Origin of the sequence: Ensifer sp. KUDG1, assembly GCF_050434285.1 — a bacterium.
GTDB lineage: Bacteria > Pseudomonadota > Alphaproteobacteria > Rhizobiales > Rhizobiaceae > Ensifer.
In genome coordinates, this window is the sequence record NZ_JBNDIG010000002.1 from 675,214 (window position 1) to 701,981 (window position 26,768).

26 protein-coding genes are annotated in these 26,768 nt (G+C 63.3%); 13 read left to right on the forward strand and 13 right to left on the reverse strand.

Features of this window, described 5'->3' with window-relative positions:
* Positions 1–153: 153 nt before the first annotated feature.
* A complete protein-coding gene (locus M2267_RS08870; RefSeq protein ID WP_429114053.1) occupies positions 154–1,911 on the reverse strand; it encodes a hypothetical protein in 1,758 nt (585 codons plus the stop codon).
* A 21-nt stretch (positions 1,912–1,932) separates the two neighbouring features.
* Entirely contained in the window at positions 1,933–4,935 is a 3,003-nt protein-coding gene (gene uvrB / locus M2267_RS08875; RefSeq protein ID WP_429114055.1) for an excinuclease ABC subunit UvrB, read from the reverse strand.
* Between the two features lie 251 nt (positions 4,936–5,186).
* Here uvrB and M2267_RS08880 point away from each other — a divergent pair, with 251 nt between their 5' ends.
* On the forward strand, positions 5,187–6,200 hold the full coding sequence (locus M2267_RS08880) for a FecR domain-containing protein (RefSeq protein ID WP_429114057.1): 1,014 nt from the start codon (positions 5,187–5,189) through the stop codon (positions 6,198–6,200).
* Positions 6,201–6,244: 44 nt separating this feature from the next.
* Here the strand turns inward: M2267_RS08880 and M2267_RS08885 are convergent, their stop codons facing one another.
* The 3 genes from M2267_RS08885 to M2267_RS08895 all read right to left on the reverse strand — a co-directional run bounded on the left by M2267_RS08885 (position 6,245) and on the right by M2267_RS08895 (position 10,388).
* Positions 6,245–6,382 (reverse strand): hypothetical protein, encoded by a 138-nt coding sequence (locus tag M2267_RS08885; RefSeq protein WP_429114059.1) that lies wholly within the window; start codon positions 6,380–6,382, stop codon positions 6,245–6,247.
* Between the two features lie 73 nt (positions 6,383–6,455).
* Positions 6,456–8,627 carry a CHASE2 domain-containing protein gene (locus tag M2267_RS08890; RefSeq protein ID WP_429114061.1) on the reverse strand — a complete coding sequence of 724 codons (2,172 nt, stop codon included), beginning with the start codon at positions 8,625–8,627 and terminating at the stop codon, positions 6,456–6,458.
* A 6-nt stretch (positions 8,628–8,633) separates the two neighbouring features.
* A complete protein-coding gene (locus tag M2267_RS08895; RefSeq protein WP_429114063.1) occupies positions 8,634–10,388 on the reverse strand; it encodes an adenylate/guanylate cyclase domain-containing protein in 1,755 nt (584 codons plus the stop codon).
* A gap of 254 nt (positions 10,389–10,642) precedes the next feature.
* On the opposite strand from M2267_RS08895, the gene M2267_RS08900 reads away from it, so the two are divergent.
* Both M2267_RS08900 and M2267_RS08905 read left to right on the forward strand, forming a co-directional pair.
* Entirely contained in the window at positions 10,643–11,140 is a 498-nt protein-coding gene (locus M2267_RS08900) for an N-acetyltransferase family protein (RefSeq protein WP_429114065.1), read from the forward strand.
* A gap of 72 nt (positions 11,141–11,212) precedes the next feature.
* On the forward strand, positions 11,213–11,728 hold the full coding sequence (locus M2267_RS08905; RefSeq protein WP_429114067.1) for a GNAT family N-acetyltransferase: 516 nt from the start codon (positions 11,213–11,215) through the stop codon (positions 11,726–11,728).
* Between the two features lie 66 nt (positions 11,729–11,794).
* Here the strand turns inward: M2267_RS08905 and M2267_RS08910 are convergent, their stop codons facing one another.
* The gene (locus M2267_RS08910; RefSeq protein WP_429114068.1) at positions 11,795–12,238 is read right to left on the reverse strand and encodes a TIGR02594 family protein; all 444 of its coding nucleotides are present in this window, start codon (positions 12,236–12,238) and stop codon (positions 11,795–11,797) included.
* A 484-nt stretch (positions 12,239–12,722) separates the two neighbouring features.
* On the opposite strand from M2267_RS08910, the gene M2267_RS08915 reads away from it, so the two are divergent.
* Positions 12,723–13,076 carry a DMT family protein gene (locus M2267_RS08915; RefSeq protein WP_043626004.1) on the forward strand — a complete coding sequence of 118 codons (354 nt, stop codon included), beginning with the start codon at positions 12,723–12,725 and terminating at the stop codon, positions 13,074–13,076.
* 102 nt (positions 13,077–13,178) lie between these two features.
* Here the strand turns inward: M2267_RS08915 and M2267_RS08920 are convergent, their stop codons facing one another.
* The 3 genes from M2267_RS08920 to M2267_RS08930 form a co-directional block, all read right to left on the reverse strand.
* The gene (locus M2267_RS08920) at positions 13,179–13,814 is read right to left on the reverse strand and encodes a TerC family protein (protein WP_429114070.1); all 636 of its coding nucleotides are present in this window, start codon (positions 13,812–13,814) and stop codon (positions 13,179–13,181) included.
* A gap of 120 nt (positions 13,815–13,934) precedes the next feature.
* Positions 13,935–14,525 carry a hypothetical protein gene (locus M2267_RS08925; protein WP_192446308.1) on the reverse strand — a complete coding sequence of 197 codons (591 nt, stop codon included), beginning with the start codon at positions 14,523–14,525 and terminating at the stop codon, positions 13,935–13,937.
* An 11-nt stretch (positions 14,526–14,536) separates the two neighbouring features.
* Positions 14,537–14,926 (reverse strand): acyl-CoA thioesterase, encoded by a 390-nt coding sequence (locus M2267_RS08930; RefSeq protein ID WP_043626011.1) that lies wholly within the window; start codon positions 14,924–14,926, stop codon positions 14,537–14,539.
* Positions 14,927–15,198: 272 nt separating this feature from the next.
* Between M2267_RS08930 and M2267_RS08935 the strand changes: the two genes are divergently transcribed.
* The 8 genes from M2267_RS08935 (at position 15,199) to M2267_RS08970 (ending at position 22,989) form a co-directional block, all read left to right on the forward strand.
* Positions 15,199–17,013: a methyl-accepting chemotaxis protein gene (locus M2267_RS08935; RefSeq protein WP_429114073.1), complete on the forward strand. Its 1,815-nt coding sequence runs from the start codon at positions 15,199–15,201 to the stop codon at positions 17,011–17,013.
* Positions 17,014–17,250: 237 nt separating this feature from the next.
* Entirely contained in the window at positions 17,251–17,802 is a 552-nt protein-coding gene (locus M2267_RS08940) for a Kazal-type serine protease inhibitor family protein (RefSeq protein ID WP_429114076.1), read from the forward strand.
* A gap of 322 nt (positions 17,803–18,124) precedes the next feature.
* Entirely contained in the window at positions 18,125–19,363 is a 1,239-nt protein-coding gene (locus tag M2267_RS08945) for an extensin family protein (RefSeq protein WP_429114521.1), read from the forward strand.
* Between the two features lie 616 nt (positions 19,364–19,979).
* A complete protein-coding gene (locus M2267_RS08950) occupies positions 19,980–20,312 on the forward strand; it encodes an ArsR/SmtB family transcription factor (RefSeq protein WP_043626019.1) in 333 nt (110 codons plus the stop codon).
* The gene (locus M2267_RS08955; RefSeq protein ID WP_043626022.1) at positions 20,309–20,716 is read left to right on the forward strand and encodes a YeeE/YedE family protein; all 408 of its coding nucleotides are present in this window, start codon (positions 20,309–20,311) and stop codon (positions 20,714–20,716) included. Before M2267_RS08950 ends, M2267_RS08955 begins: the two co-directional genes overlap by 4 nt.
* Positions 20,713–21,198 carry a DUF6691 family protein gene (locus tag M2267_RS08960; RefSeq protein WP_429114078.1) on the forward strand — a complete coding sequence of 162 codons (486 nt, stop codon included), beginning with the start codon at positions 20,713–20,715 and terminating at the stop codon, positions 21,196–21,198. The genes M2267_RS08955 and M2267_RS08960 overlap by 4 nt, the downstream gene beginning before the upstream one ends.
* A gap of 106 nt (positions 21,199–21,304) precedes the next feature.
* Positions 21,305–22,231: an ABC transporter ATP-binding protein gene (locus M2267_RS08965; protein ID WP_429114080.1), complete on the forward strand. Its 927-nt coding sequence runs from the start codon at positions 21,305–21,307 to the stop codon at positions 22,229–22,231.
* Positions 22,228–22,989, forward strand: coding sequence for an ABC transporter permease (locus M2267_RS08970; RefSeq protein ID WP_429114082.1), 762 nt, complete (start codon positions 22,228–22,230; stop codon positions 22,987–22,989). Before M2267_RS08965 ends, M2267_RS08970 begins: the two co-directional genes overlap by 4 nt.
* Before the next feature lie 6 nt (positions 22,990–22,995).
* Here the strand turns inward: M2267_RS08970 and M2267_RS08975 are convergent, their stop codons facing one another.
* From M2267_RS08975 to M2267_RS08990, 4 genes are read right to left on the reverse strand one after another with little or no spacing between them, the layout of a single operon-like run.
* Positions 22,996–23,685, reverse strand: a complete 690-nt coding sequence (locus tag M2267_RS08975; protein WP_429114084.1) for a permease — start codon at positions 23,683–23,685, stop codon at positions 22,996–22,998.
* A 57-nt stretch (positions 23,686–23,742) separates the two neighbouring features.
* Complete coding sequence (locus tag M2267_RS08980; protein ID WP_402317809.1) at positions 23,743–24,444, reverse strand: TIGR02281 family clan AA aspartic protease; 702 nt, start codon at positions 24,442–24,444, stop codon at positions 23,743–23,745.
* Positions 24,441–24,662 (reverse strand): DUF1289 domain-containing protein, encoded by a 222-nt coding sequence (locus M2267_RS08985; protein WP_043626030.1) that lies wholly within the window; start codon positions 24,660–24,662, stop codon positions 24,441–24,443. The genes M2267_RS08980 and M2267_RS08985 overlap by 4 nt, the downstream gene beginning before the upstream one ends.
* 35 nt (positions 24,663–24,697) lie before the next feature.
* Positions 24,698–25,486, reverse strand: coding sequence for an adenosylcobinamide-GDP ribazoletransferase (locus tag M2267_RS08990; RefSeq protein ID WP_429114086.1), 789 nt, complete (start codon positions 25,484–25,486; stop codon positions 24,698–24,700).
* 246 nt (positions 25,487–25,732) lie between these two features.
* On the opposite strand from M2267_RS08990, the gene cobT reads away from it, so the two are divergent.
* Positions 25,733–26,749: a nicotinate-nucleotide--dimethylbenzimidazole phosphoribosyltransferase gene (gene cobT / locus M2267_RS08995; protein WP_043625456.1), complete on the forward strand. Its 1,017-nt coding sequence runs from the start codon at positions 25,733–25,735 to the stop codon at positions 26,747–26,749.
* Positions 26,750–26,768: the final 19 nt, after the last annotated feature.

A 26,768-nucleotide genomic window follows, 5' to 3' on the forward strand; every position in this document is an offset into this window, starting at 1 on the left:
GCAGCGATGAGCGCGGTGTTGATCATGCGGTGGTTGTAGCGGGGAATGGGGGAGGCGGCAAGGGTGTGGGGCCTGCTGGCGAATGTGTCGTCAGGCATAATATGCGGCAGCCGCAACAGATACTTCGCCACGGCGACAGTACAGGCCTGTAGTTCACCGCTCAGCGAGTACTCTTATGGTCCGCCAAATGGAATACCCATACCTGTCTATCAGTTGCTCGGCCTGACGTAGATATGACAACGTTCTATCAACGCCAACCAACTGAAAACTCTCTTCTATCTTACTACTCGTCGGGTGAGCATCCCCCGTACGAAGATCGTATACTCCGACCAAGATGCCGCAGATTTCGCGAGCCTTTTCTGAACCGACTTTACTCGCGAGTATTCGCTCAATCAGCTTTATCGATCCGAGTTTTTCCGCCTTTGATACTCCTGCTATCTCTCTTAGTACATCAATATTGAGCCTATCGGAAAAAGCTCTCGTCATTTCTTTCGCGAGCCTTAACAGCGATCTCTCGTCCTCACCATGAAATCGCGAGATTGTTTTTTGAAATAGAGTTGTATCCAAAGGTACAATTACAACAGATACGCCGAACTCATCAGAGAAAAACTGTGAGAAAGCTTCAATTATATGCTCCAGCTTTGTTTCTGCCGCATAGGTCTTAGCTGGCATCGTATGCACTTGGGCGGCGGCAAGCTCTTTGGATATGCCGCCTTGAGGCGTCACATTGTAGGAACTCCATAGTCGTTGTTCCCAAATATCTTGGCGGGCAATATCGTGGGCATATACAGTTACTAGATCATCTTTGTTAATGCCAAAGTGTACGGAAAGGCCGGCAGCGGTCCTCACAGAGCCAGTTTCTGCCGTGTGCCATTTGAGACTGGCCCCTCTCTTCTCGATTATATCTTTCAGAATGCGGGGCCTAAACCAAAGCCACAGGCCTACATCTTCGTCATTAAGCTTCTCAGAGCTAACTCTGCTTCCATCCGGCTTTGTGATGAATTCTGGATAGCTTACTGGGTTGTCCCTGCGCACACGTTCGCTGACGCCCTGATGTTCAATCCACTCTTCACCCCAAAACTCAGCTTCGATCCGTATTCCACTAAATTGCTCCCCCTCCACGACCCGCGATTCATGGGCAGTGTTACTGTCTGACAACTCGTCCAAGATTGGAGCATCAACGTCGTTGTCGAATTCCGTTCGCCAAACTCTGAAAAGATGCGTTTTCCCTCCAAAAACTGCGTCAATACTATTTATGCGCAGGCTAAATCGCCCCCCGTCGCGCTGAAGATCACTACACTCGAAATCGTCAAACGGGGTTTCTGACAGGGCCGAAAAATTCATGGCGCGTTGTCGGTAGTGTGAAATGCGTAGATCCAAGTCTCGCGCAGCGAGATAGTCGATCAAGAACTCTCTCTTTATTTCGATAGAGACCGGTGAATTGTTTTCATCCAACTCGACACGAATTACGTCGCAGAAGTCCTCCGATGGCCTGATCCATTTGTTGCCTTCTTGGACCAAGTCCAGCGCCATTATTAAATCTGGATTGATAATCCAATCGGTCCTGTGGATGCCTGTCGGCGAATGCGAAAAGATCAAATTGACGCCAACGGGTTCCTTGTCGTTGTATTGATATTCATCGCACCGCTTATATCCTCCATCAGAATAAGCGTAGGGTGTTCCTTGGTTGCCGATGCCGATGTCTGACCAACCTAGGGATTCAGCAAACTTTCTATTTCCGCGCGGAAACGCTACCGAACCACAGAAAAACTCATCGTTCGAATAACCGATATCTGTAATCGCTCGTGTCGTTACCATTGACCGGGCGGCTCGAAGCGGAATCCACGTGGCGTCTGAAAGCTTTCTTTTGGTCTCTTTGGTGAGCAACAGCCAATCTTTGTCGGTCGTCATGCAAGTACCCTATGCAAAAATTTACCGCCCCGGCCGCCCCGTCTTCCCCTTGGTCCGTCCCTTCTGTCGCTTCTGGTCCGCCGGGTCCTCATAGGACCCCACACCCGGTTTCGCTCGCGTCAGGATCGGTTTCTCCGGAACGTGACCGATGACCGGCTTTTCCGTTCGGCCGACGGTCATTTCGTCCAGGGTGTTGCGGCGGAACAGGGATTTGTCCGCGCCGGCGGGGGTGGCGACGTCGCGGCCCATTTCGTCGAGGTCGGGCTTGCGGAACAGCGGGGTTTCCGTGTCGGTGCCCGGGCCCATGTCGTCGAGGGACGGTTTTTGGAAGAGGGACTTGTCGCTCGTGGGTTTGGATCCTCGGGTTGAACCCGAGGACGAGGATGACGGAGAGGATGGGGACGCCGGGGAGGAGGCACCCTTGCGGCTCTCCAGTGATTTCGCCTCTTCCCGTGCCATCGGGTCGTCCATCGCTGCCAGTTCGGCGGCCTTGAGGCGTTTGATTTCGTCGCGGAGGCGCGCGGCCTTTTCGAAGTCGAGGTCGGCGGCGGCGTCGCGCATCTGTTTTTCGAGCGCGTTGAGGTGCGCCTGCAGGTTGTTGCCGACGAGGTGGCCGCCGTCTGCAAAACCTTTGCCGGCGACGCCGGAGATGTCGGCGCGGACGTGGTCCTTCTCGTAGACGCTGTCGAGAATGTCGGAGATTTTTGCCTTCACCGATTCCGGGGTGATGCCGTTGGCCTCGTTGTAGGCCATCTGCTTCTCGCGGCGGCGGCTGGTTTCGTCCATGGCGCGCTGCATCGAGCCGGTGATCTGGTCGGCATAGAGGATGACCTTGCCGTCGACGTTACGCGCCGCGCGGCCGATGGTCTGGACCAGCGAGGTTTCGGAGCGCAGAAACCCTTCCTTGTCGGCGTCGAGAATGGCGACGAAGCCGCATTCCGGAATGTCGAGACCTTCACGCAAGAGGTTGATGCCGACGAGCACGTCGAAGGCGCCGAGACGCAGGTCGCGGATGATCTCGATGCGCTCCAGCGTGTCGATGTCGGAGTGCATGTAGCGCACGCGAATGCCCTGTTCGTGCAGGTATTCGGTCAAATCTTCGGCCATGCGCTTGGTGAGCACGGTGACGAGCGTGCGATAGCCGGCCGCCGCCGTCTCGCGGATTTCGCCGAGCACGTCGTCGACCTGGGTTTTTGCCGAGCGCACTTCGACCGGCGGGTCGATGAGGCCGGTCGGGCGGATGACCTGTTCGGCAAAGACGCCGCCGGACTGTTCCAGTTCCCATGAGCCGGGCGTCGCCGAAACGGCGATGGTATCCGGGCGCATGGCGTCCCATTCCTCGAAGCGCAGCGGGCGGTTGTCCATGCAGGAGGGCAGGCGGAAACCGTATTCGGCCAGCGTCGCCTTGCGGCGGAAGTCGCCGCGATACATGCCGCCGATCTGGCTGACGGAGACGTGGCTCTCGTCGATGAACAGCAGCGCGTTGTCGGGAATGTATTCGAACAGCGTCGGCGGCGGCTCGCCCGGATTGCGGCCGGTGAGGTAGCGCGAATAGTTCTCGATGCCGGCGCAGGAGCCGGTCGCCTCCAGCATCTCGATGTCGTAGCGGGTGCGCTGCTCCAGCCGCTGGGCTTCGAGCAGGCGGCCGCCTTTTTCCAGCTCGGCGAGCCGGTGCACCAGCTCTTCCTTGATCGCCTTGATGGCGCCGTTCAGCGTCGGGCGCGGGGTCACATAGTGAGAATTGGCGTAGATCTTGACCGACTTCAGGTCGCCGGTCTTCTGCCCGGTGAGCGGATCGAACTCGGTGATGGCGTCGATCTCGTCGCCGAACATGGAGATGCGCCAGGCCGCGTCTTCCAAGTGAGCCGGGAAGATCTCGATGGTATCCCCGCGTACGCGGAACGAGCCGCGCTGGAAATCCATGTCGCGGCGCTTGTACTGCTGCGCCACCAGGTCGGCGAGCAATTGCCGCTGGTCGAGTCGGTCGCCGACGCTCATCTGGAAGGTCATGGCGGTATAGGTCTCGACCGAGCCGATACCGTAGATGCAGGAGACCGAGGCGACGATGATGCAGTCGTCGCGCTCCAGCAGCGAGCGGGTCGCCGAGTGACGCATGCGGTCGATCTGCTCGTTGATCGAGCTTTCCTTCTCGATGAAGGTGTCCGAGCGCGGCACATAGGCTTCCGGCTGGTAATAGTCGTAGTAGGAGACGAAGTACTCGACCGCGTTATCCGGGAAGAAATTCTTGAACTCGGAATAGAGCTGCGCGGCCAGCGTCTTGTTCGGCGCGAGGATGACGGCCGGGCGCTGCGTCGCCTCGATCACCTTGGCCATGGTGAAGGTCTTGCCCGAGCCGGTGACGCCGAGCAGCACCTGGCTGCGCTCGCCCGAATTCAGGCCCTCGACCAGATCGGCGATCGCTGTCGGCTGGTCGCCGGCCGGCTGGTACTCCGACGCCATGCGGATCTCGACGCCGCCTTCCGATTTCGGCGGCCGGGCCGGCCGGTGCGGGGTCCAGAGCTTGCCGTCCTTGAACAGCGGATTGCCGCTCTCGATCAGCGCCGACAGCGCCTCGACGGTGGCGGTGACGCCCGACGTGGAGGTCAGCTTGGCGGCGTCTTCCAGAGACACGTCGAGACCGGCGACCGGATTGAGGCCGGCGGCGGCGCGGGTCTTCGGGTCGGTCGAGCCGCCCATCGAGGTGCCGCGGGCCGATTTGCTGCCGACGATCTCGACCTTGCCCTTCTTGCCGGCCTTCTTCGGCGCCGCGTCGTCATCGGCGCCCGCGGCCTTGCGCGCCGCCTTGGAGGCGGCGATCTCCACCGTCTTGCGGTGCTTGCCGGCCTTGGAGGCGATCTCGCGCTGGGTCTCGAATGCAGACGATTCCGCTTCCTCCTCGAGCTGCTTCACCCAGTCGGAGACATTGCCGGAAAGCGGCGTGCCTGACAAAGGCGCCTGGGGCGCTTCTTCGAAACCGGACGGGGAGGAGGGCTTCTGCGGGGCATTCTTCGGAGCTTTGGTCATGGCGGGGAATATGGAGAGAGTCCGGCGGAAAGTGAAGGGGCGAGGGAGTACAAAAAGGCAACATTTCAAGTCGCCGAGGGCTGTTTCCTCGGCGCCGTTCGCGGGGTGAATCTGGGCTCTTCAACCGAGGCGCGCCGAAAACCATGGCGCAGCCTAACCCTTGCGGTTGTGGCCTGACGCTGGGTTACCTCGATTGGGCGAGAAGACATCAAAGCCCGCCGCGTGATAATTATAGTTCTTTGGAGTGCGCCATGTTCTGCTTGCGTGGTGCCGCGCTCGCGCTTTGTGCCGTGGCCTTTGGTCCAGCATCGCTTTTTGCCGCAGAACCGGTCGGCAAGGCGGTGGAAATCCGGACGGCCGTCAACGGTGCGCGCGGTGCGATTGCGGTCAGGGACCCCGTCTACAAGGACGAACGGATATCGACATCGAAATCCGGGCTCGGACAGTTCGTCTTCGAGGACGGCACCAAGCTTGCCGTCGGCTGGGGCTCGTCCGTGGTCATCGACAAGTTCGTCTATGACGACAAGAAGTCGGTGAAGAAACTCACCATCATGGCGGCCAAGGGCACGTTCCGCTGGATCAGCGGCAAGTCCGGCCATTCGGCCTATGAGATCGTCACGCCGGCCGGGACCATCGGCGTGCGTGGCACTGCCTTTGATTTCTTCGTCGGCCCCGATGGCACCACCGCCGTCGTGCTGCTGAGCGGCGCTGCGGATTTCTGCGGCCCTGGCGGCTGCCGGCAGCTGACGCAGCGTTGCGACTGCGTCGTCGCCAAGCCCGGTCGTCGCGCCAGCGAGCCGACACGGGTCAGCCGCACGACGCTGAAGACGCTGGGCAATGCCCAGGCGCTGCCGTTCCTGTCCGGCGGACAACGCCTGTCCGGAGCGATCGGCTGGGTGGGCGGCGGTTGCGGCCTGCGCGCGGCCCAGTTCGAGGGCACCACCCGTACGGTGCCCGAGCGTCCGGCTCCCGTCGAAAGGAAACCCCGCGAGGAGAAGCCGCCACCGAAGGTCGAGGAAAAGCCCCGGGATCCGGGGCCGCAGCCAGAGAACCCCGGCGATCCCGGACCGCAGCCTCAGACCCCCGGTGATCCGGGTCCGCAGCCGCAAAACCCTGGTGATCCGGGCCCGCAGCCGGATAACCCCGGCGATCCCGGTCCACGCAACGACACCCCCGGCGACCCGGGACCGCAAAGCGGCGGTAGCGGCGATCAACCGAGCGGGGATCAGGGAACGCAACAGCATCAAGGCGAAAGCCACGATTGAAGCGGCGTAGGCTTGCCTCGGGAGATCCTGAGCGAGTAGCCAAATCACTGCGCCTCGCTGCCATCCTGAACGGGGCCGCGAGCTTCCCGATGCTCGGTATGCTCCAGGATATCAGTTTCGGGATGCGGTAAGCGCAAACCGCGCTGCGACTGGTGCATGATCGCTCCACGAAAGTATTTCATGGTCAGCGTCCTGCGGATATTTCCTCATGTATCCTGTGAGGTATATGCGAAGGCGCACCCTGCGCCGGAAAACTCATTCGGCCGGACGCTTGGTGTTCTCGTCGGTCGCCTGGGAAAAGTGGTCGGCGCGGCGGCCGATCCGGGCGTAGAAGCCGGCGAGTGCCGGTATCAGCGCCGCTGCCTTCAGCTTGGCGGCGTTGATAATGCTGCGGCTGGTCTGCGTGCGGGCGCCGAGCGCGGCGACCAGCCGATCGTGCAGGCCGCGCAGATCCGCAAAGGCGGGCGAGGCCGCGAGGTTTTCGTCGCCGGCGACGGCATAGACGCGCGTTCTCGTCGTCTTGCCCTTGAGCCCGAGGGCGCCGGCGTCGAGCATGGCGTGGTCCGGCAGCGCCTGGGCGGTCGCCTCGGATACGAGAATGTCGATGTTGACGTCCTTGCAGGCCGCTTCGATGCGCGCGGCGATGTTCACCGTGTCGCCGACGGCGGAATAGTTGAACCGCGTCTCGGCGCCCATATTGCCGACGCAGGCAAGCCCGGTGTGGATGCCGATGCCGATGCGCACTTCCTGATCGGCGCCGAAGCCGAAGGCATTGTCGGCGTTGAGCCGCGCCAGCGTCTCGCGCATGCCGAGCGCCGCGCGCACTGCCTTTTGCGGATGGTTGGCGACGTCGACCGGCGCATTCCAGAAGGCCATGATCGAATCGCCGATGAACTTGTCGAGCGTGCCCTCGTTGGCCAGCACGTGCCGGCTCAGCGCATCGAGCAGTGTGTTGAGAAAGGCGACGACCTCGGTCGGCGTCATGCGCTCGCTCATTTCGGTGAAGCTGCGCACATCGACGAACATCACGGTGAGCTCGCGATCGTCGCCGCCGAGGCTGAGCGCATTGCGCGTATGCTCGATGCGGTAAAGCAGCGAAGGCGAGAGATAGCGGCCGAAGGCCTGCCGCACCTCGCGGCGTTCGCGATCGGTCACCAGGAAGCGATAGGCTGTGGCCGCGAAATGGGTGATCGAGGCGGCGAGGATCGGCGCCAGCGGATCGAAGAGCCGTCCGCCATAATAGAAGGCGATCCAGGAAGCGACGAGCGCAAGCACCGTCACCGCCAGGCCGCAGACGAGCGCGACCACCGGGCTGACGAAGGTGGTGAGCAGCACCAGCAGCGTTCCGGCAAGCGCGATCGAGAGAATTTCGAGGCCGCTCGCCCAATCCGGGCGCGAAAGATAGCGGCCCGAGAGGATCTGCTCGACGATCTGCGCATGGATCGAAACACCAGGCACGTTCTGGCCGAGCGCGGTGGTGCGCACATCCTGCAGTCCGGCCGCCGAGGTGCCGATGAAGACGATGCTGCCTTCGATGCCGGCGCGGATATCCGGCGATGGCTCGCCGTCGGCCAGAATGCGGCGGGCGGAGATATAGCGCTCCGTCGTGTCCGGCGTCACATAGAGCCAGACCTCGCCGGTCGACATCAGCGGCACGACGAAGTCGCCGATCTTGACCGCCGTCAGCGTGTTGGCGACGTCGGGTGCGGCGGCCAGCACATAGGTCGAAGCGCCCTGGGCCACCCGCAGGGCCTCCATGGCGAGGCTCGGGTAGAACTGCTGGCCGTCGCTCAGGAACAGCGGGGCGGTGCGCACCACCGCCGAGGACGAGCCGGGATTGAGGCTGATATGGCCGAGGCCAGCGGCGTTGGCCTCGAGCTGGGGTCTCAGCGGTGTGGCGGCCCGCAGGCGCGGCGGCGCTTCGTTGGCGCTTTCGCCGGTCAGGGCAAAGCCGGCCTTGACCGGCGGCAGGTAGCTGCCTTCGTTGGTCAGCCCGAAGCCGAGCACCACGGGCTTGTCGCGGATCGCTTCGGCGAAGATCTCGTCATTGTCGGGCAGGGCGGCAAGGAAGGACGGATCGACGCCGCCGACATCGCGCACGACGGTGCGGGGCGACAGGCGGTCCGGCTCGGCAAAGAGCACGTCGAAGGCGATTGCGGCGGCCCCCATCTCGCTCAGGCGGTTGGTCAGCTTCGCCAGTCGGTCGCGCGGCCAGGGCCATTGGCCGAGCTCGCGCAGCGATGCCTCGTCGATATCGACGATCTTGACCGGCATGGGCTCGAATTGGCGCGGCGCTATGCGCTGGTATTCGTCGAAGGTGACGTCGCGCGCCTGGCGCAGCAGTTGCGGGTCCTGGGCCCGCAGGATGGTGAAGAACGCCACCACCGTCATGCCGATCAGAACCCCGAACAGTTGCGATCGTGTCATGGCGGCCTACGGAACCATGGGCAGGCCCGCCTTGACGAGCCCGTCGTTGAAATGCGCGTGGTCGGCGGGATCGACATAGGCGGTAAAGAAGCGCCAGTAGCGCGGCACGTCGCTCGGTGCGTTGGCGATCGCTTCCGGAAGGAGCTTGCGCGCCTCGTCGATGCGGTCGAGCTGACCGAGACAGGTAATCAGCATGACCAGGTTGAAATAGGTGCGGCGCAAGAGCAGCGCCCGTTCGGCACAGCGCAGGGCTTCGTCGTAATTGCCGAGATGGTAGTGGGCGAGCGCCATACGGTTGAGGAAGAGATAGGTGAGCGGATCGTGCGGGCTCAGCCTCAGCGCCTTGTGCAGCGGGTCCAGCGCCTCGGCGAAGCGGCCGATATAGATGCGCGCCCAGCCGAGCGCCATGTGGGCGAGCGCGAAGTTGGAGTTGATGTCGATCGCGTGCTGCGCCTCTTCGACCGCTGCATGCGGCCGCTGGGCCGCGAAGTTGGCGAGACACATGACATAGTGGCAATAGGGGTCGTGGTCGTCGATCACCACGGCGTGCGCGGCCTCCGCCTGCAGCTCGGCGCTGTCGCGGTCGATGTCCTTGCTGAAACCGAAGAAGCAGCGGGCAAAGAGCGAGCGGGCGAGCATCATGTGCGCGCGGCCGAATTCCGGGTCGAGAGCGATGGCGCGCCGCTGCCACTCGATCGCTTCGTCGAAATGGGCGGCGGAATCCTGCGCGTTGTGCAGCAGCGTGCCGCGCATGTGGCATTCATAGGCGCCGAGATTGTCGGTGCCCCGCAGCTGCGCGCGGCGGTTTTCACCGATCAGGATCTCCGGCTCGATCGCAGCGACCACATGCTGGGTGATTTCGTCCTGAATGGCGAAGAGGTCTGCGAATTCACGCTCGTAGCGCTGTGCCCAGAGGTGGTTGCCAGTCTCCGCCTCGATCAGCTGGCCGGTAACGCGCACCCGCGAGCCGGACCGGCGCACGCTGCCTTCGACGATGTAGCGCACGCCGAGATCCCGGCCGATCTGTTTGACGTCAACGGCGCGGCCCTTGTAGGCGAAGGAGGAATTGCGGGCGATGACGAAGAACCAGCGGTAGAGCGACAGCGCAGTGATGATGTCCTCGGTCAGGCCGTCGGCGAAGAAATCCTGCTCGGGATCGCCGGACATGTTGACGAAGGGCAGCACGGCGATCGACGGCTTGTCGGGTAGCGACAGCGGCATACCGGGAAGGTCTCCGCCCACCGGATCCTCGCGCCAGTCGACACGGTGGACCAGGACCGGGCGCGGAATGTTCTTGAGCGCACGCTCGCCGAGCCGCTGCATCGGAAACTCGAGCTTGCCTTCGATCTGGTCGTGCAGCGCGCCGGAAATGCAGATGTCGTTCGGCTGTGCAACCTGTTGCAGCCGGGCGGCGACGTTGACCCCGTCGCCGAGCAGATTGCCGCCGTCGACAACCACGTCGCCGAGATTGAGGCCGATGCGGAACTCCATGCGCCTTTCTGGCGGTAGGTCGGCATTGCGGCGCTGAAGGGTTCGCTGGATGGCGACCGCCGCCCGTACGGCCTGTACGGCGCTCTGGAACTCCGCGACCAGGCTGTCTCCGGCCGCGCCGAAGACGCGCCCCCCGTGCTCCGCAGCCAGGCCGGAAATCGTCTCGCAGTAGGTGGCCAGGGTCGCAAGCGTGCCTTCCTCGTCGATCGCGACGAGGCGACTGTAGCCAGCGACATCGGCAGCAAGGATCACGGCGAGCTTCCGTTCCAAGGCGGCGGGCCCCTCCTGCGGCATCTGGTCAGAAGGAAATTAAGCGTAACTTAAATTAGAAAGTCCGAGAAGCGTAAATCGCCCTGATCGGGCCTGAAGACGCTGCACAATGCGCAAAAATGCTCCGCGCTGCTTCTACGACAGATTGTACTCGCGGGTGCTTCCCCGGGGCGGCCGACTGTGCAAGGTTCGCAGCCTTCCCGCCGCCGCGCCTCGTTCGGCCGGCACCTCTTTCGCACATGGGACCAACAGTGATGGCGCCTTTTTCCGTTCGCCGGCTCAACTCCAGTGATGCCGAGGCCTATCGGGCCGTTCGGCTGGACGGGCTGCTGAAGCATCCGGAAGCCTTCGGTGCGTCCTATGAGGACGAGGCCGGCCGGCCGATCGCGGTCACAGCGGAACGCCTTGATAGCGGCTTTGTCCTCGGCGCCTTCGATGGCGATGAAAGGCTCATGGGTGTTGCTGGCCTCGCGATCCCGACGGCTGCAAAGGCAAGGCACAAGGGCACGCTCTGGGGCATGTATGTCTTGCCGGAGGCGCGGGGCACCGGGCTTTCGCAGCTGCTGGTCGACGGGATCGTCGCGGAGGCGCGAGGCGAGGTGGAGCGGCTGTTGCTGACGGTCGTCTCGTCGAACGCTGCTGCCCTCAACCTCTACCGGAAAGCGGGATTTGTCGAATACGGCCTGGAACAGCGCGCGCTGCTGGTCGACGATGCCTATTTCGACGAGATGTTGATGGTCTTGCCGCTTTAAGCGTCTGACGATCCGCCAGGGAACGCGAAGCGGGGTCGACCTCGCGCCGCGCGGCGGTAGGATGGCGCCATCATGCCCCTGATTCGACCGACACGCGAAAGCGACCTTTCCCTTCTGCCCGATATCGAGCGCTCCTCCGGTGAGGCGTTCCGCACGATCCCTGAGCTTGCCTGGATTGCCGACGACGACGTGCAATCGGCGGAAGCTCATGGCGCGTTCCTGCGCACCGGGCTGTCGGTGGTGATCGTCGATGCCTCCGATCGGCCGATCGGTTTTCTTTGCGCCACTATTGCCGACGACGCCATGCACATCTGGCAGCTTGCTGTCGAGGCGGAGCGTCAGGGGCAGGGGCTCGGGCGCATGCTGATGCTGGCGGCAATCGCGCATGCGCGCGTGACTTCGCTTGCCGCCGTCACGCTGACGACGTTCCGCGATCTTGCCTGGAACGAGCACTTCTATCGCAAGCTCGGCTTCGTGACGCTCGATGCGGGCGAACTCGATCCGCGTCTTGCCGAAATCCTTGCCAACGAGGCGGCGCACGGGCTGCCACCGGAGCGACGCTGCGCCATGCGGCTAAAGCTCGCCTGAAGGCGCGCGTTCGCATTCCGGAAAGCCGGCGCTGAAAGATGCTCGTTCGGGCGCGGTGTGGCCGCGCTACCGCCTGATGGCGACCACCTGGCCGCGTGCGAACTGCGAGACCCTGACGCCGCCGGACTGGTTGCCGCCGATCAGCTGGGCCGTCGACTTCGACAGCATGGACAGGATGCCGACGTGATAGCCGCGGCCCGTGCGCACGACGACGACGTCGCCGGGGCGGGCATAGGCGAGCTTCACGGGTGCGCCGAAACGCAGCCAGGAGCGGGCGATGCCGAAGCTTTGTGGCGGGCTGCGCCCGGCCTTGCGGGCGACCATGCCCATAAAATGGCCGCACCAGGGTGTGCGGGCCGGGTTGATGCCGAGCGCTGCACGAAGGGTCTTGTTGTTCTTGACCTCGTGCAGGCCCTTGTATTGCTGCGCCTGGGCAAGCATGCCCGCATTGGCGAATTCAGGTGTCAGTAGCGCGACATAGGCAGCCGCAAGAAACGCCAGGACCTTCATGGTCAGGTCTCCTTGACAAGGTGCTTGGTGCGAACGGTTGGGGCGGCCTGGCAATCGCCGGCATGGCACCCGGTTGCTCAACGGTTTCCAATGTTGGGCGGGGAGATATCAGCGGGCGCACGCGTGCAGGCGTCGAGAAGACACCGCATCGGGCACGTCGGCGAACCGCGGTAAACGCGGAGCCAGCTTCACGGCAACTGCCGTATCGAAGTGTGGTATTCCCCTGTCTGCCCCGTCGGGCAGCAAAGCTTCATTCACCATGCGCCGGTGCAAAATTGTGGCAAAACCCGTAAAAAACTAGGGCAGGGATTGCAAACGCGCGGAATTGCTGCGCGATTCGCGCCGGCTCGCCACCGTAAGTACTAGAAAAATAGCGGGCGCGCGCGCTCCGGTAGCGGTGCGGGCGTCGAGAAACAGTCGGCACTTGCGCCCATGGGGAGCGCCGGCGCATCGTCTGAAGGTGATTCGCGCGCCGAGGTTCTTCATGTCGTTCACCCTCACTCCGGCCTATCTCTGGCCGATCCTTTTGCTCCTTGTCTCCAACGTGTTCATGACCTTCGCCTGGTACGGTCACCTGAAGTACACGTCATCGCCGCTCTACATGGCGATCGTCGCCAGCTGGGGCATCGCGTTCTTCGAGTATTGCCTGGCGGTGCCTGCCAACCGCATCGGCCATCAGGTCTATTCGGCGGCGCAATTGAAGACGATGCAGGAAGTCATCACGCTTCTGGTGTTTGCCGCGTTCTCGGTCTTCTGGCTGAAGGAATCGATCGGATGGAACCACCTCGTCGGGTTCTCCCTGATTGCCATCGGCGCCTCCTTCATCTTCAAGGGGTGAAGGACGTCCGGCAATTGACGCTAGACATCGCTGCAAACGCAAAAGGCAGGGCGAAAGCCCTGCCTTTTGCGTTGCTTGCGATTTGCGGTCGCCGACCCGGCGTCAGACCACGGCTGCCACGGCCGGCGCGACATGTGGCCAGACCTCGACCCAGCCGCGATAGATCATGTCAAGCGCGACATAGAGGATGATTGCGAGACCGATATAGGCGATCCAGTGATAGCGGTTGAGCAGCCGAGCGATAAAGCCGGCGGCGATGCCCATCATGGCGATCGAAAGCGCAAGGCCGATCACCAGGATCGTCGGATGTTCGCGGGCGGCACCCGCAACGGCCAGCACGTTGTCGAGCGACATCGAGACGTCGGCGACGACGATCTGGATGGCCGCCTGCATGAAGGTTTTCCTGGGCGCCTCGGAGCCTTGTCCGCTTTCGCCTGCAGCATTTGCTGCCTGCTGCTCGCGAATTTCACGCCACATCTTCCAGCAGACCCAGAGCAGCAGAATGCCGCCGGCGAGCAGCAGGCCGATGATTTCGAGCAGTTGCACCGTGACGCTGGCGAGCGCGATGCGCAGTACGGTGGCGGCGATGATGCCGACGAGAATGACCTTCTTGCGTTGGTCCGTCGGCAGGCCGGCGGCAGCGAGACCGATCACGACGGCGTTGTCGCCGGCGAGAACGAGGTCAATGACGATGACTTGAAGGAGCGCCGCCAAGCCGGCAGCGGTAAAGATTTCCATGATGCAACAGTCCCCCGACCTGCATATGCGAGATATAGATATGACTAACGGATAAAGCACTGCCGTGCCGCTGGATCAAGACCGCCGGGCGGAAATCCTCAACGACGGCCTTGCCGGGCCTCAATCGAGAAGATCGAAAGCGCGGTACATCCACACGAGCTGGTAGGCGACGGCCGCGACGACGAAGACCGCGTGAAAGCGCCGGTTCGGGGTCCAGGCGGCGGCAATGCAGAGCAGGATGTAGACGGCGTTGCGTGCCGGATACTCAAGGCCGTAGGAGGCGAAATAGGCCTTTCCCTTCAGCGCGGTGTCGACGAGATCGACGGCAAAGGCAAGCGCCAGGGCGCCGAAGAACCAGGCCCGGCGCGACATGAAATAGTGTTCGTAGTCGCTGTAGTCGTCGAGCGTCGTTGGAAACAGCATGACGCAGAGAAAGAAGAAGACGCAGCAATAGAGAACGACGAAGAGGTAGACGCTGACATCGATCACCGCCAGCGAATGCAGGTGGAACTCCCACCACCAGAAGTGCACGAGGAAGACGAACATGAACAAGACCCAGCCGAGGTGGATCCAGTAGACGCGCGTCTTGCCGGGATGCTGGACGAAGAGTGCAATGCCGCTCAACAGCCGGGCGAGGCTGAGGCTGACGATCATGCCCATGACGACGCGGATATGCGAGAAGATCTCCGGGTCTGTGTGGGCAGGCTCCATGCGCCGCGCTCCTATTCTTCGGCCGGCACCGGCTTCGGTTTGCCGTTCTCGTCGAGCGCGACCATGACGAAGATCGCGTCCGTCACCTTTTCCATCAGATGCGAGAGATAACGCTGCGCCCAGGCCTCGACCTTGAGCGTCATCGAGGTACGGCCGACCTTGACCACGTCCGTATAGATGCAGAGCGTGTCGCCGATCTTGACCGGCAGCGCGAAGGCCATTTCCTTGACCGCCGCCGTGACGACGCGGCCGCGCGCCCGTTCCGCGGCGCGAATGCCGCAGGACAGGTCCATCTGCGCCATTACCCAGCCGCCGAAGATATCGCCCGCCGCATTGGCATCGCCCGGCATGGCGAGCGTGCGCAAGGTGAGTTCGCCGGTCGGTCTCGTCTGTTCGGTCATGCAGCCTGTCTCCCTGTTGGAGACAAGATGTAACCCGAGCGCGCTTCGAGAGGGAAGACCCGGCGCCGCACAAATGCCGGCGAAGTCCTTGAACTGCCGGCTCGTTAGACTTTCGCATAAGCTGATTGAGAATTGTCAAATTTAGGGGGTGCTCGTTAGGAGCTTTGCAAAGACCTGACCCTAACCTGCAGGCTCTGGGAGTGCCTGCCGGCTATGCCGCGGCGGCCAGATTTGGGGCGGCGCGGGGAGCGCCGAGGGGCAGGGGATTGGCAATGAAGAAATTCAGGATTTCGGCGCGTCTCTACGCGCTGGTGGCATTCGCGCTTTTGACCATGGCGGCGGCGCTGACCTTCGGTCTGTTCCAGGCGCAGGAAAAGCTCGTCGGCGAACGCAAGGCGATGCTGGCCGCGATGGACGAGAACGCGATCGCCGTGTTCGACGCCTATCACAAGCTGGAAGTGGCCGGCACGCTTTCGCGCGAGGAAGCGCAAAAGCGCGCGCTCGAAGCGATCAAGGCGATGCGCTACCAGGGCAGCGGCTATTTCTGGGTCAACGACATGCATCCGACCATGGTGATGCATCCGATCAAGCCGGAGCTCGACGGCAAGGACCTGACCGAAAACAAGGATCCCAACGGCAAGCAGCTCTTCGTCGAGTTCGTCAAGACCGTCGAAAAGAGCGGCCAGGGTTTCGTCGACTACTATTGGCCGAAGCCCGGTGCCGACGCGCCGGTGCTGAAGTATTCGCACGTCGCCGGCTTCAAGCCCTGGGGCTGGGTGGTCGGGACCGGCGTTTATGCGGACGATCTGGCGGCGATGTTCCGGGAGCGCGCCTGGCAGGTTGCCGGCATTCTTGCCGCTGCCGCGCTCGCCATCCTGATGGCGGCGCTGGCGATCGTGCGCAGCGTCGTCAAGCCGGTCGAGAAGCTGAAGGCCTCGATGCGGGCGATCGCCGACGAGGATCTTTCCTCTGAGGTGCCGGAAACCGACCGTGGCGACGAGATCGGCCAGATGGCCAAGGTCCTCGTGGTGCTGCGCGACTCGGTGCGCGAACGGCTGGAGCTGCGCTCGCGCGAGGCAGAGCAGCAGGAGCGACTGAGTTCCGAGCGGCGCGGCAACGAACAGCGCCAGCGGGCGACGGCCGAGGCGCAGGCCGAGACGATGGAAACCGTCGGCGCGGCGCTCGAACTCCTGGCGAGCGGCGACCTCACCGCCGAGATCGGCCACATCGCGCCGGAATACGGCAAGCTGCGGGACGACTTCAACACCGCCGTCGCGGCGCTTCGCGATGTCATCGGCTCGATCTCGCATTCGACCGAGATCGTCACCGCCAGCGCCGGCGACATTTCCGAGGCCGCCAACAATCTGTCCCGCCGCACCGAGCAGCAGGCAGCCGCCCTTGAGGAGACGGCCGCGGCGCTCGACGAAATCACCTCGACGGTTCGCCACGCCTCCGAGCGGGCAAACGAGGCGCGTGCGATGGTCGACCAGACCAAGACCAGCGCCGCAAAGTCCGGCGGCATCGTTCGCAATGCCATCGACGCCATGGGGCGGATCGAGAGCTCCTCCGGCCGTATCGGCCAGATCATCGGTGTCATCGACGAGATCGCCTTCCAGACCAACCTGCTGGCGCTCAATGCCGGTGTCGAGGCGGCGCGTGCCGGCGAGGCGGGCCGCGGCTTTGCCGTCGTCGCCCAGGAAGTGCGCGAGTTGGCGCAGCGTTCGGCCGGTGCCGCCAAGGAGATCAAGGAACTGATCAGCGCCTCGGTGCGCGAGGTTGGCGCCGGCGTCGACCTGGTCCGTTCCACCGGCGAGGCGCTCTCGGAGATCGAGGCGCAGGTCAACCGAGTCAACGAGCAGGTGGCCTCGATCGCGACGGCCGCCCGCGAGCAGGCGACCGGGCTGCAAGAGGTCAATGTCGCCGTCAACAGCATGGACCAGATGACCCAGCAGAACGCCGCGATGGTGGAGGAGACCACGGCAGCGAGCCAGACGTTGGCGTCCGAAAGCCGCGAGCTGAAGTCGCTGCTGACGAAGTTCCGGCTGCAACCTTCAGGCTCGCACGCAGGTTACGGCCGCGCCGCCTGATCCATAGGTTTGTCGATTGCGACCCGCGCGGCACGCCGCGCGGGTTTTTCATGCGGGTCTGACCGCAATGCTGTCGCAAGGATCGCTGTTTAGGTGCCGCCGTCGTCACGCCGGTTGTCGTGTACGGAGACATTCTCCGTCTTGACCTCAGCACCGCCGGGGATAGATACGCGAGAAGCGGGAGGTGTTCGACGGGGCGTCGCTCCGGTTGCCGGCCGCTGCACCAGAGGGGACACCATGGCACTTCTCAAACTACTTCTGACCCGGCCGATCGCCTTGCTGATGCTGGCGCTCGGTTTTCTTTCCGCCTGTACCGTGGTCGTCGATGAGCCGCGGCCGGGGCCGAGGCCCACGCGCCCGCAGGCCTGCACGATGGAATATGCGCCGGTTTGCGGCGAGCGCGGCAATCGCACGCGCAGTTTCCCGAATTCCTGCCAGGCGCGCGCCGATGGCTTCAACGTCATCCACCGCGGCGAGTGCCGTCCGGACTATCGCCCGCCGGATCGCGAGCCGCAGGCCTGCACGATGGAGTACAATCCTGTGTGCGGCCAGCGCGGCCGCCGCACGCAGACCTTCTCGAACGCCTGCCAGGCGCGCTCCGAGGGCTTCCAGGTGATCGGTCGCGGCGAATGCCGCAGGGAGGACGACCGTCCGTCCGAGGGTCAGTTCTGCACCCGCGAATACGCCCCGGTCTGCGGCCAGCGTGGCGGCCGCATCGAAACCTTCTCCAACGCCTGCGAAGCGGGTGGTGCCGGTTTCCAGGTCATCCATCGCGGCGAGTGCCGCTAACCCCTGCGTGAGCCAGTCTTGAGCATGCGAGCCCGCGTCCGATGAGGACGCGGGCTCTTTTTTCATCATATCGCGGCCGGCTCTCGCCCGGCGCACCCGATTTCCTGCAGGTGATGCGCAAGCCTTCGTTTACCGTATTTGAATAAAATCCCAGACAAATCAGCCTTTTTGACCGCTGTGCCCGGTTTGCGACACAGGCAAAAGGCAGCAATTGCAGGTGCTGCGGCAACCATTGCGTGCCAATCGAGCGCAAGGCGGCTGCAGGGGCAGCGGGGCGATGACGGTGGTCTTTCTGGCCATCTGGAGGAAGGCGCAGTTCGGTATGGCCTATGTTACTCGTCTCCATCGCCCGCTGACGGTGCTCGTTCTCTCGTTTTCGCTCGTCACCTGCTCGACCGATGACGCGTTGTCGCCGCCCGGCCGCATCGATGGCGGGGCGCGGGTCGGGTCGATCGGGCCGGTTCCTGTCGATGCCGTGCCGGCAGAGGAGGTGGCCGCTTATCCCGCCGCCACGCAACCCTCGACCCTCCAGGCCAATCCGCAGCATGCAGCGCCCCAGCAGACGCGCCGCGCGCTTCCGATGCTCGATAGCGACGAGGCGGTGGCGACGGGCGCGCAACCGGCAGGCGCCGGCTCGAGCCCCATTCCACAAGAGGGCGTCAACATGGATGCGATGCTCGGCGTCGAGCAGCCCGTGGTGGGGCTCGCGGAAGAGCAGAGCAACGACATCGCCGAGGGTAATGCCAGCCAGCCGGTGGTCGGCGGCATTGGTGACGAGAATGTGCGTCAGCTCGGCGGCGCAAACAACGCAGCACCGGCCGAGGCGAACCTTGGCTACGATCCGGATCTGCCGCCGCTGTCGCCGGACAAGATGGCCGCCGAAGAGGCGCAGCGCGCCCGCGCCATGGAACGGCAGCGCGCCCTTCAGCGCACGCAGGAGCCACAGCAGGTCGCCTTTCTGCCGCGCGCCAACAATCCGATGTCGACGCCCGACGATACCGGCGCGATGCCCGGTTCCGAAATCGCCTGCCGCCAGCGCCTGAAAAAGCTCGGCGTCACCTTTCGCGACATTCCACGCATCAGCAACGGTCCGTCCTGCGGCATCGACTATCCGATCGAACTCAGTGGCCTCTCCGGCGGCATCGGCGTGAAGCCGGCGGTGAAGCTCAATTGCGAGGTGACCGAGGCTTTTGCGAAGTGGGTGAAGTACGAACTCGCGCCGTCGTCGCGCTACCGCTACTGGTCCGGCATCAAGACGATCAAGCCGCTCGGCGGCTATTCCTGCCGCACCATGAACTCGCGTCGCGGAAATCCGATGTCTGAACATGCGCGCGGTAACGCCATCGATGTCGGCAAGTTCGTGCTGAAGAACGGCAAGGAAATCGACGTGCGCAAGCCGGGATTTTTCGCCTTCCGCGAGAAGGCGCTGCTGAAGGCCGTGCGTTCCGACAGCTGCAAGTACTTCAACACCGTGCTCGGCCCGGGCAGCGATCCGTTCCACAAGGACCACTTCCACTTCGACCTGAGAACCCGCAAGACCGGCTATCGGCACTGCGATTAGTGGTTCGGTCGGTCAGCAGCTGTGCTTTCGAGCCGCCGGCTACCGAAGCTCGGAAGCCGGCGAAAAAAAGAGGCCGGCGGGGAGGCCGGCCCAACGACCGGAGCAAAAGGGGGAGGCTCCGGCGTGCAAATCACGAGCGCAAATCAAAGGGCGATGTCGCGGCCCGCGCGTTGCAAACTGATCGAAGAGCGTCACGGTTTCGTGACAGCCGGACGCAATTGCTGCGGTCGGCTGGGGAAATCTTGCGCCGGCTTTCGTTTGAATGCTTCGCTGGCCGGCTGTCGGCGAAGGTCTGCGGACCGCGCCGATTCTCTAAATAAGTAGTATTATACTTTAGGTTTTAGTCCAACTGGATCGTGTTCCGAACGGTTGCCCCAAATATGGCGATTCGCGACTTTTTCGAATCTTATTATAACTGTCTGAATTTTCTACCTATTTTTCTGCGCGCAACAAAACCCCGGAATGCCGGGGCCGTGCTGATCTTTCCCTTTCGTCTGGTTTTGTAATAAGTAATACGATATTATATTAGTTCATATAACAATCTTGGATAGTGTCTGGTTGGCCGCTACAAGCATTGGGGGCCCTACTCACTCCTTGACGCCACAGGAGGGACGAAATGGGAACGGTCATGCAATTTCCGGGAATGCGCAGCGATATGGCTGTGCACGCCGCCGAAGTCTCAAAAATCCTCAGGACACTTGCCAACCGCAACAGGTTGCTGATCGTGAGCGCCTTGCTCGAAGGCGAGCATTCAGTCGCAGCGCTCGAGGAAATGCTGGGCATTCGCCAGCCCACGCTTTCGCAGCAATTGACGGTGTTGCGGGATGCCGGCATTGTCTCGACCCGTCGGCAGGCCAAGCAGGTTTTCTATCGGCTTAGTCACGACAAGGTGGCGCGTCTCGTTGGCGCGCTCTATCAGATCTTCTGTCGGGATGGTTCTAAAGCATGAATGAATACGGGAATGCGCTGGCGGGCGGGCTGTTGATTGGCCTGTCGGCGGCGATCCTGATGGTGGCCAACGGCCGGGTGGCCGGCATCAGTGGCATCGCAGGGCGCCTGCTGCAGGGCGTACAGGCTTCGTCGGGCGCATTGTTCGTACTGGGGCTGATTGCCGGACCGGTGCTGTACCGTCTCATTTTCGATGCCTGGCCGTCGGTAACCGTGACGGCCTCCTGGCCGCTTCTCGTGGCTGGCGGCCTGCTGGTGGGCTTCGGCTCGCGCATGGGCTCGGGCTGCACCAGCGGTCATGGCGTCGTCGGGCTTGCAAGGCTGTCGCGTCGCTCGATGGCAGCGGTTGCCACTTTCATGGCAGCGGCGATCGTCACCGTCTTCGTTGCGGGTTTCTTCGCATGAACAGCGCCTTGCTCCGCCTTGCCGCGGCGCTCGTCTCCGGCGTCGTATTCGGGTTCGGTCTTTCGCTGTCCGGCATGCTCGATCCGGCCCGCGTGCGCGCATTCCTAGATATCACCGGCAACTGGAACCCCAGCCTTGCCTTCGTGCTCGGCGGGGCCGTCTTCGTTTCGGCGCTCGGCGTTCTCGTGACGCGCCGGCTGAAACATCCTCTGTTTGACGAAAGCTTTCATCTGCCCAACAACCAGGTCATAGACCGCCGACTGATCGTCGGCTCGGCGATCTTCGGCGTCGGCTGGGGGCTGGTCGGGCTTTGCCCGGGTCCGGCGCTCGCCTCGCTGTCGCTTGGCTTGCCGGCAACGGTGCTCTTCGTGGTGGCAATGCTGGCCGGGATGCTGGTCCATGACCGGCTGGTCGACCGCAAGCTCCCGAGGCAGACTACGGCCGGAGCGGGCACCGATACGCGACTGTCTCAGCCGCGTTGACGCACAGTCATCTTGTTTTTTCATTCCAGCCGGCTGCAAATCGGAATGAATTGTCCCATATAGGGCGGGACCTCAAGACTCTGCCCCTGCTTCCGGATCAGTTTTCATGGCGCCAATCGTTTCCGTTTCCAATCTGTCGAAGACCTATGCCTCCGGCTTCAAGGCGCTGAAGGGCGTCAGCCTCGATATCGAGGAAGGCGAGATCCTGGCGCTGCTCGGGCCGAACGGCGCCGGCAAGACGACACTGATCTCGATCATCTGCGGCATCGTCAATCCGAGCGGCGGAACGGTGATGGTCGGGGGGCATGACGTGGTGCGCGATTTCCGCGAGACCCGCGCGATGATCGGGCTCGTGCCGCAGGAGTTAACCACCGATGCTTTCGAAACCGTCTGGAACACGGTCTCCTTCTCCCGCGGGCTGCACGGCAAGAAGCCGAACTCCGCCCATATCGAGAAGGTGCTGAAGGATCTGTCGCTCTGGGACAAGAAGGACAACATGCTGCGCGAGCTTTCGGGCGGCATGAAGCGGCGCGTGCTGATCGCCAAGGCGCTGTCGCATGAGCCGCGGATACTCTTCCTCGACGAGCCGACGGCCGGCGTCGACGTCAACCTGCGCAAGAGCATGTGGGACGTGGTCGAGCGGCTGCGCGCCTCGGGCGTGACGATCATCCTGACGACGCACTACATCGAAGAGGCGGAAGAAATCGCCGACCGCATCGGCGTCATCAACGGCGGCGAGATCCTGCTGGTCGAAGACAAGGCTGCGCTGATGTCGAAGCTCGGTCGCAAGCAGTTGCGCGTCGATCTCGCCCATCCGCTGGAGGGCGTGCCCGAGGTACTTTCGGGCTACAACCTGACGCTCGAAGGCGATGGCCATTGTCTGATCTACGATTACGACACCAGCGCGGAGCGGACCGGAATCACCACGCTCCTTGCCGCCCTGGCCGAGGCCGGCATCAGGCTCAAGGACATTTCCACGCGGCAGAGCTCGCTGGAAGACATTTTCGTCGAAATCGTGGGGGCAGGGCGATGAACATCGAAGCGATCAAGTCGATCTATTTCTTCGAGATGGCCCGCACCCGCCGCACGCTGCTGCAGAGCGTCGTGTCGCCGGTCATTTCCACCTCTCTCTATTTCATCGTCTTCGGGGCGGCGATCGGCGGGCGCATACAGGAGATCGACGGCGTCTCCTATGGCGCCTTCATCACGCCCGGCCTGATGATGCTGACGCTGCTGACGCAGTGCATCGGCAACGGCTCCTTCGGCATCTACTTCCCGAAATTCACCGGCACGATCTACGAGGTTTTGTCGTCGCCGGTCTCGATGGTCGAGATCGTGCTCGGTTATGTCGGCGCGGCGGCGACCAAGGGGCTGATGATCGGCACGATCATCCTGCTGACGGCGTCTCTCTTCGTCGACCTGACCATCGCTCATCCCTTCGTGATGGTCTTCTTCTTCGTGCTGACGGCCATATCCTTCAGTCTTTTCGGCTTCATCATCGGCATCTGGGCCAAGGATTTCGAGCAGCTGAACCTGATCCCGATGCTGGTGATTCCGCCGCTCGTTTTCCTCGGCGGCAGCTTTTACTCGATCAAGATGCTGCCACCCTTCTGGCAGGCGGTCAGCCATTTCAACCCGGTGCTGTATCTCATCAGCGGTTTCCGCTGGAGCTTCTTCGAGGTCTCCGACGTCAGCCCGATCTTCAGCGCCGTGATCATCGTCGCCTTCCTGACGGTCTGCATGTCGGTGCTCGCCTGGATCTTCCGCACCGGCTACCGCCTGCGAAACTGACGGCCGTCAAAACGCCGCCGCCGGCACGGCGCCGCTGGCATAGGCGATGATGGCGCTGGCGACGCCCATGGCAAGCAGCGCCTGCAGGATCGTGACGATGACGTGGAGAAGCGACCGCACGGCGGAAAGCCCGAGGTCGGCCATGAACCAGCGCGTTTCGGCGACGATGTACCAGACGATCGAGGCGACGACGAAGACGACGCCGACGGAGGTGAAGGCGTTGTGCCCGGCAAGCAGCAATTGGCCGCCGAGGCTGATCGCAAAAGCGAAGGGTGCGGTGACATAGCACTGGCTGAAGAAGGGCGGGCGCAGCGTCTCGCGTGTCAGCTTTGCGCCCTTGCTGCGCAGGAGCTTCACCGCCATCAGCAAGGGTAGAATGCTGAAGGCGACGGCGCGAAACATCAGCAGGTTGGAATCCGAGGCAAGCAGCGACGTCGCGGTCCACGGAACAGCCTGCCTGACGAGGCCAAGCTCCAGCGCGTGTGCCAGAAGCAGCGTGATCAGCAGAAAGAGCGGTGGGCTCAGCGCATCCGAATACTGGTCCTGAAGCTCGTCGCCAAGCTCGACGTCGGCATAGCGCATCATCGCCTGCGGGTGGCGCAGCGTGCGCCACAGGGTCAGCGGATAGAACAGCAGCCAGCAGACGAGCTCGTAGAGCAGCTCTTCGATCGACTTCAGCAGTCGCATGAAATCCATGAGCGGCTCCTCTGCCAGGATTGATCGGGCCGGAGCGGTGACCGGCCGGATGTGCGGTCAGTCGCGCAGGCGCAGCTCGTCGGTGCGCATCTGCAGCATTTCCAGCGTCGACAGGAAGCTCATGCCAAGCAGGCTCTGGTCGAGCTTGCCTTCGGCCGCAACCGTCGCACCGATGTTGCGGCGCGTGATCGGGCCGATCGAAATCTCCTGAAGCATCACCGGGGCTGCCTGGGCCCGGCCATTGGCAGTCATGACGGTGACGATGTAATTGAGGTTGGCCGGGTCGAGGCCGATCTTTTCCGCATCTTCATAGGTGAGGGCGATGCTGCTGGCGCCGGTATCGACCAGCATGCTGATGTCCTTGCCGTCGACCGTCGCGGTGGTCTCGAAATGACCATTCAGCATCTTCTGCAGCACCACTTCCTGCTGGCCCTCGCTGTCGGTGATGATGGTGGCGCGGCCGGGGATGAGTCCGGCGAGCAGGCGGTTGCCGAAGCCCTGCAGCTCGAAGCGGTAGACATAGGCCGAGACCAGCGCCAGAACGACGAAGAGCCAGATGGCGATCTGGCGCAACCCTTCGCCGAAGCGGTGGCGGCTTTGCAGGATACCGGCGCCGATGAGCGTGGCGATGGCGCCGAGCGAAACCAGTTGTCCGAACTGGTCGTTGGCAAGCCCCATGGTGCGGCCAGTGTCGTGGTTGACGATCAGCAGGACGAGACCGATGGCCAGGATCGAGAGCAGGATGGCAAGACGGGTCATGCTTCGCCGCGTTCCCTCGCCATGCGCGTGCGCCGGGTTTCACGCCGCGGCTTGCGTTCGACGGTCTCGAGGCGCTGAGGCAACGCGCTCATGATCGCCCGGCGTTCGGCATCGGTATAGAGCGTCCAGCGTCCGACTTCGTCGCGGGTGCGGCCGCAGCCGAAACAGTAGCCGGTCTTGTCATCGATCGAACAGACGAGAATGCAGGGAGATTCCATGGGCGTGCTCAGTTTTCCCTTGATATATCGATGTTTCAAACCGTCAGCGCAAGGGCACCGAGTACGGCGATTTCGGTCAGTTGCTGCGTGGCTCCGATCGTGTCGCCCGTTTGTCCGCCGATCTTGCGCATTGCCAGCCGAGCAAAACCCTTGACGGTGGCAAGGAATGCGACGAGCGCTGCGATGAGGCCGAGCGCCGGAACCTGCGCAAGATAGAAGAGCAGCATCGCGACAAGAACGCCCGAAGCGAGCGCGAAGCGCGTGGCCGCCGGCTCGGGCGCGCCGGCTGCTGCCGCGACACCGCCGCTGCGTGCCGGTGGCAGCGACGACCAGTGCCAGACCATGGCGGCGCGGCTGAGGCAGGCGGTACCAAGGATGGCCATGGCGGCGCCGAGCGGCGAAAAGAGCGGCAGGATCGAGGCGAGCGCCGAGACGCGCAGACCGAAGGAGAGGATGAGGGCGACGGCCGCATAGGTGCCGATGCGGCTGTCCTTCATGATCGCAAGCGCCGCGTCGCGGTCGCGGCCGCCGCCAAAGCCATCGGCCGTGTCGCCAAGCCCGTCTTCGTGCAACGCGCCGGTGACTAGTGCCTGGATGGCGACGACGACAAAGGCGGCAAAGAGCGAACTCACCTGCAGCGCCATGAGGCCCATGGCGAAGGCGGCCGACGGCAAGGCAATCAGCAGGCCGGCAAGCGGGAAGGCGCGCACGGCGCGGCTCAGGCGCCCGTCATAGCCTTCGAAGTGGCGCGCGGGCATGGGGATGCGGCTGAGAAAGCCGATCGACCGCGCCACATCGTCACAGAAATCGCCACCGAAGCCCATGGCTCCTCCAAGGTTGCGGCCATTGAGCCGGCCTCTGCCAAACTACCGACTGCGGCGAGTCTCGCAAGCCGGACGGGCTCGCCGGTGCGTACCGGCCACACTTTTCCAAGACCTTTCAACGGCCGTCTCCGACCGCTGACGGATCGAGGCGGCGACGCCGATTGGCGCAAATGTCGTTGCCCGAATTTTCAGCGACCTCTATGAGGGGCGTAGATAGAGCTTCACGATGATGCAAGGATTCCTCCCATGAGTGCCAGCGGCCTGCCGTTTGATGATTTTCGCGAATTGCTGCGCAACCTGCCGGGCCCGGATGCGGCAGCACTTGTTGCCGCGCGGGAGCGGGACGCGCAGCTGACGAAGCCGCCGGGAGCGCTTGGGCGCCTCGAGGAGATTGCCTTCTGGCTTGCCGCCTGGACCGGCAAGGCGCCGGCCGTCAACCGGCCGCTGGTGGCAATCTTTGCCGGAAACCATGGCGTTACCCGTCAGGGCGTGACCCCGTTCCCGTCGTCCGTCACCGCGCAGATGGTCGAGAACTTCGCTGCCGGTGGTGCGGCGATCAACCAGATCTGCGTCAGCCACGACCTCGGGCTGAAGGTCTTCGACCTGGCGCTCGAATATCCGACCGGTGACATCACCGAGGAAGCGGCACTCTCAGAGCGCGATTGCGCGGCGACCATGGCCTTCGGCATGGAAGCAATTGCCGGCGGCACGGATCTGCTGTGCATCGGCGAAATGGGCATCGGCAACACCACGATCGCGGCCGCGATCAATCTCGGCCTTTATGGTGGCACGGCCGAGGAATGGGTCGGCCCGGGCACCGGTTCGGAAGGCGAGGTGCTGAAGCGCAAGATCGCTGCCGTCGAAAAGGCCGTGGCGCTGCATCGCGACCACCTGTCCGATCCGCTCGAATTGATGCGCCGCCTCGGCGGCCGCGAGATTGCGGCCATGGCCGGCGCCATCCTGGCGGCGCGCGTGCAGAAGGTGCCCGTGATCATCGACGGCTATGTGGCGACCGCCGCGGCCTCGATCCTGAGGGCGGCCAATCCGTCCGCGCTCGACCACTGCCTGATCGGCCATGTTTCGGGCGAGCCGGGGCATCTGCGCGCAATCGAGAAGCTCGGCAAGACGCCGCTCTTGGCGCTCGGCATGCGGCTCGGCGAAGGCACGGGTGCGGCGCTCGCCGCCGGCATCGTCAAGGCGGCGGCCGCCTGCCACAGCGGCATGGCGACCTTTGCCCAGGCCGGCGTCAGCAACAAGGAATAGTGAAGTTTCGGCCGGTCTT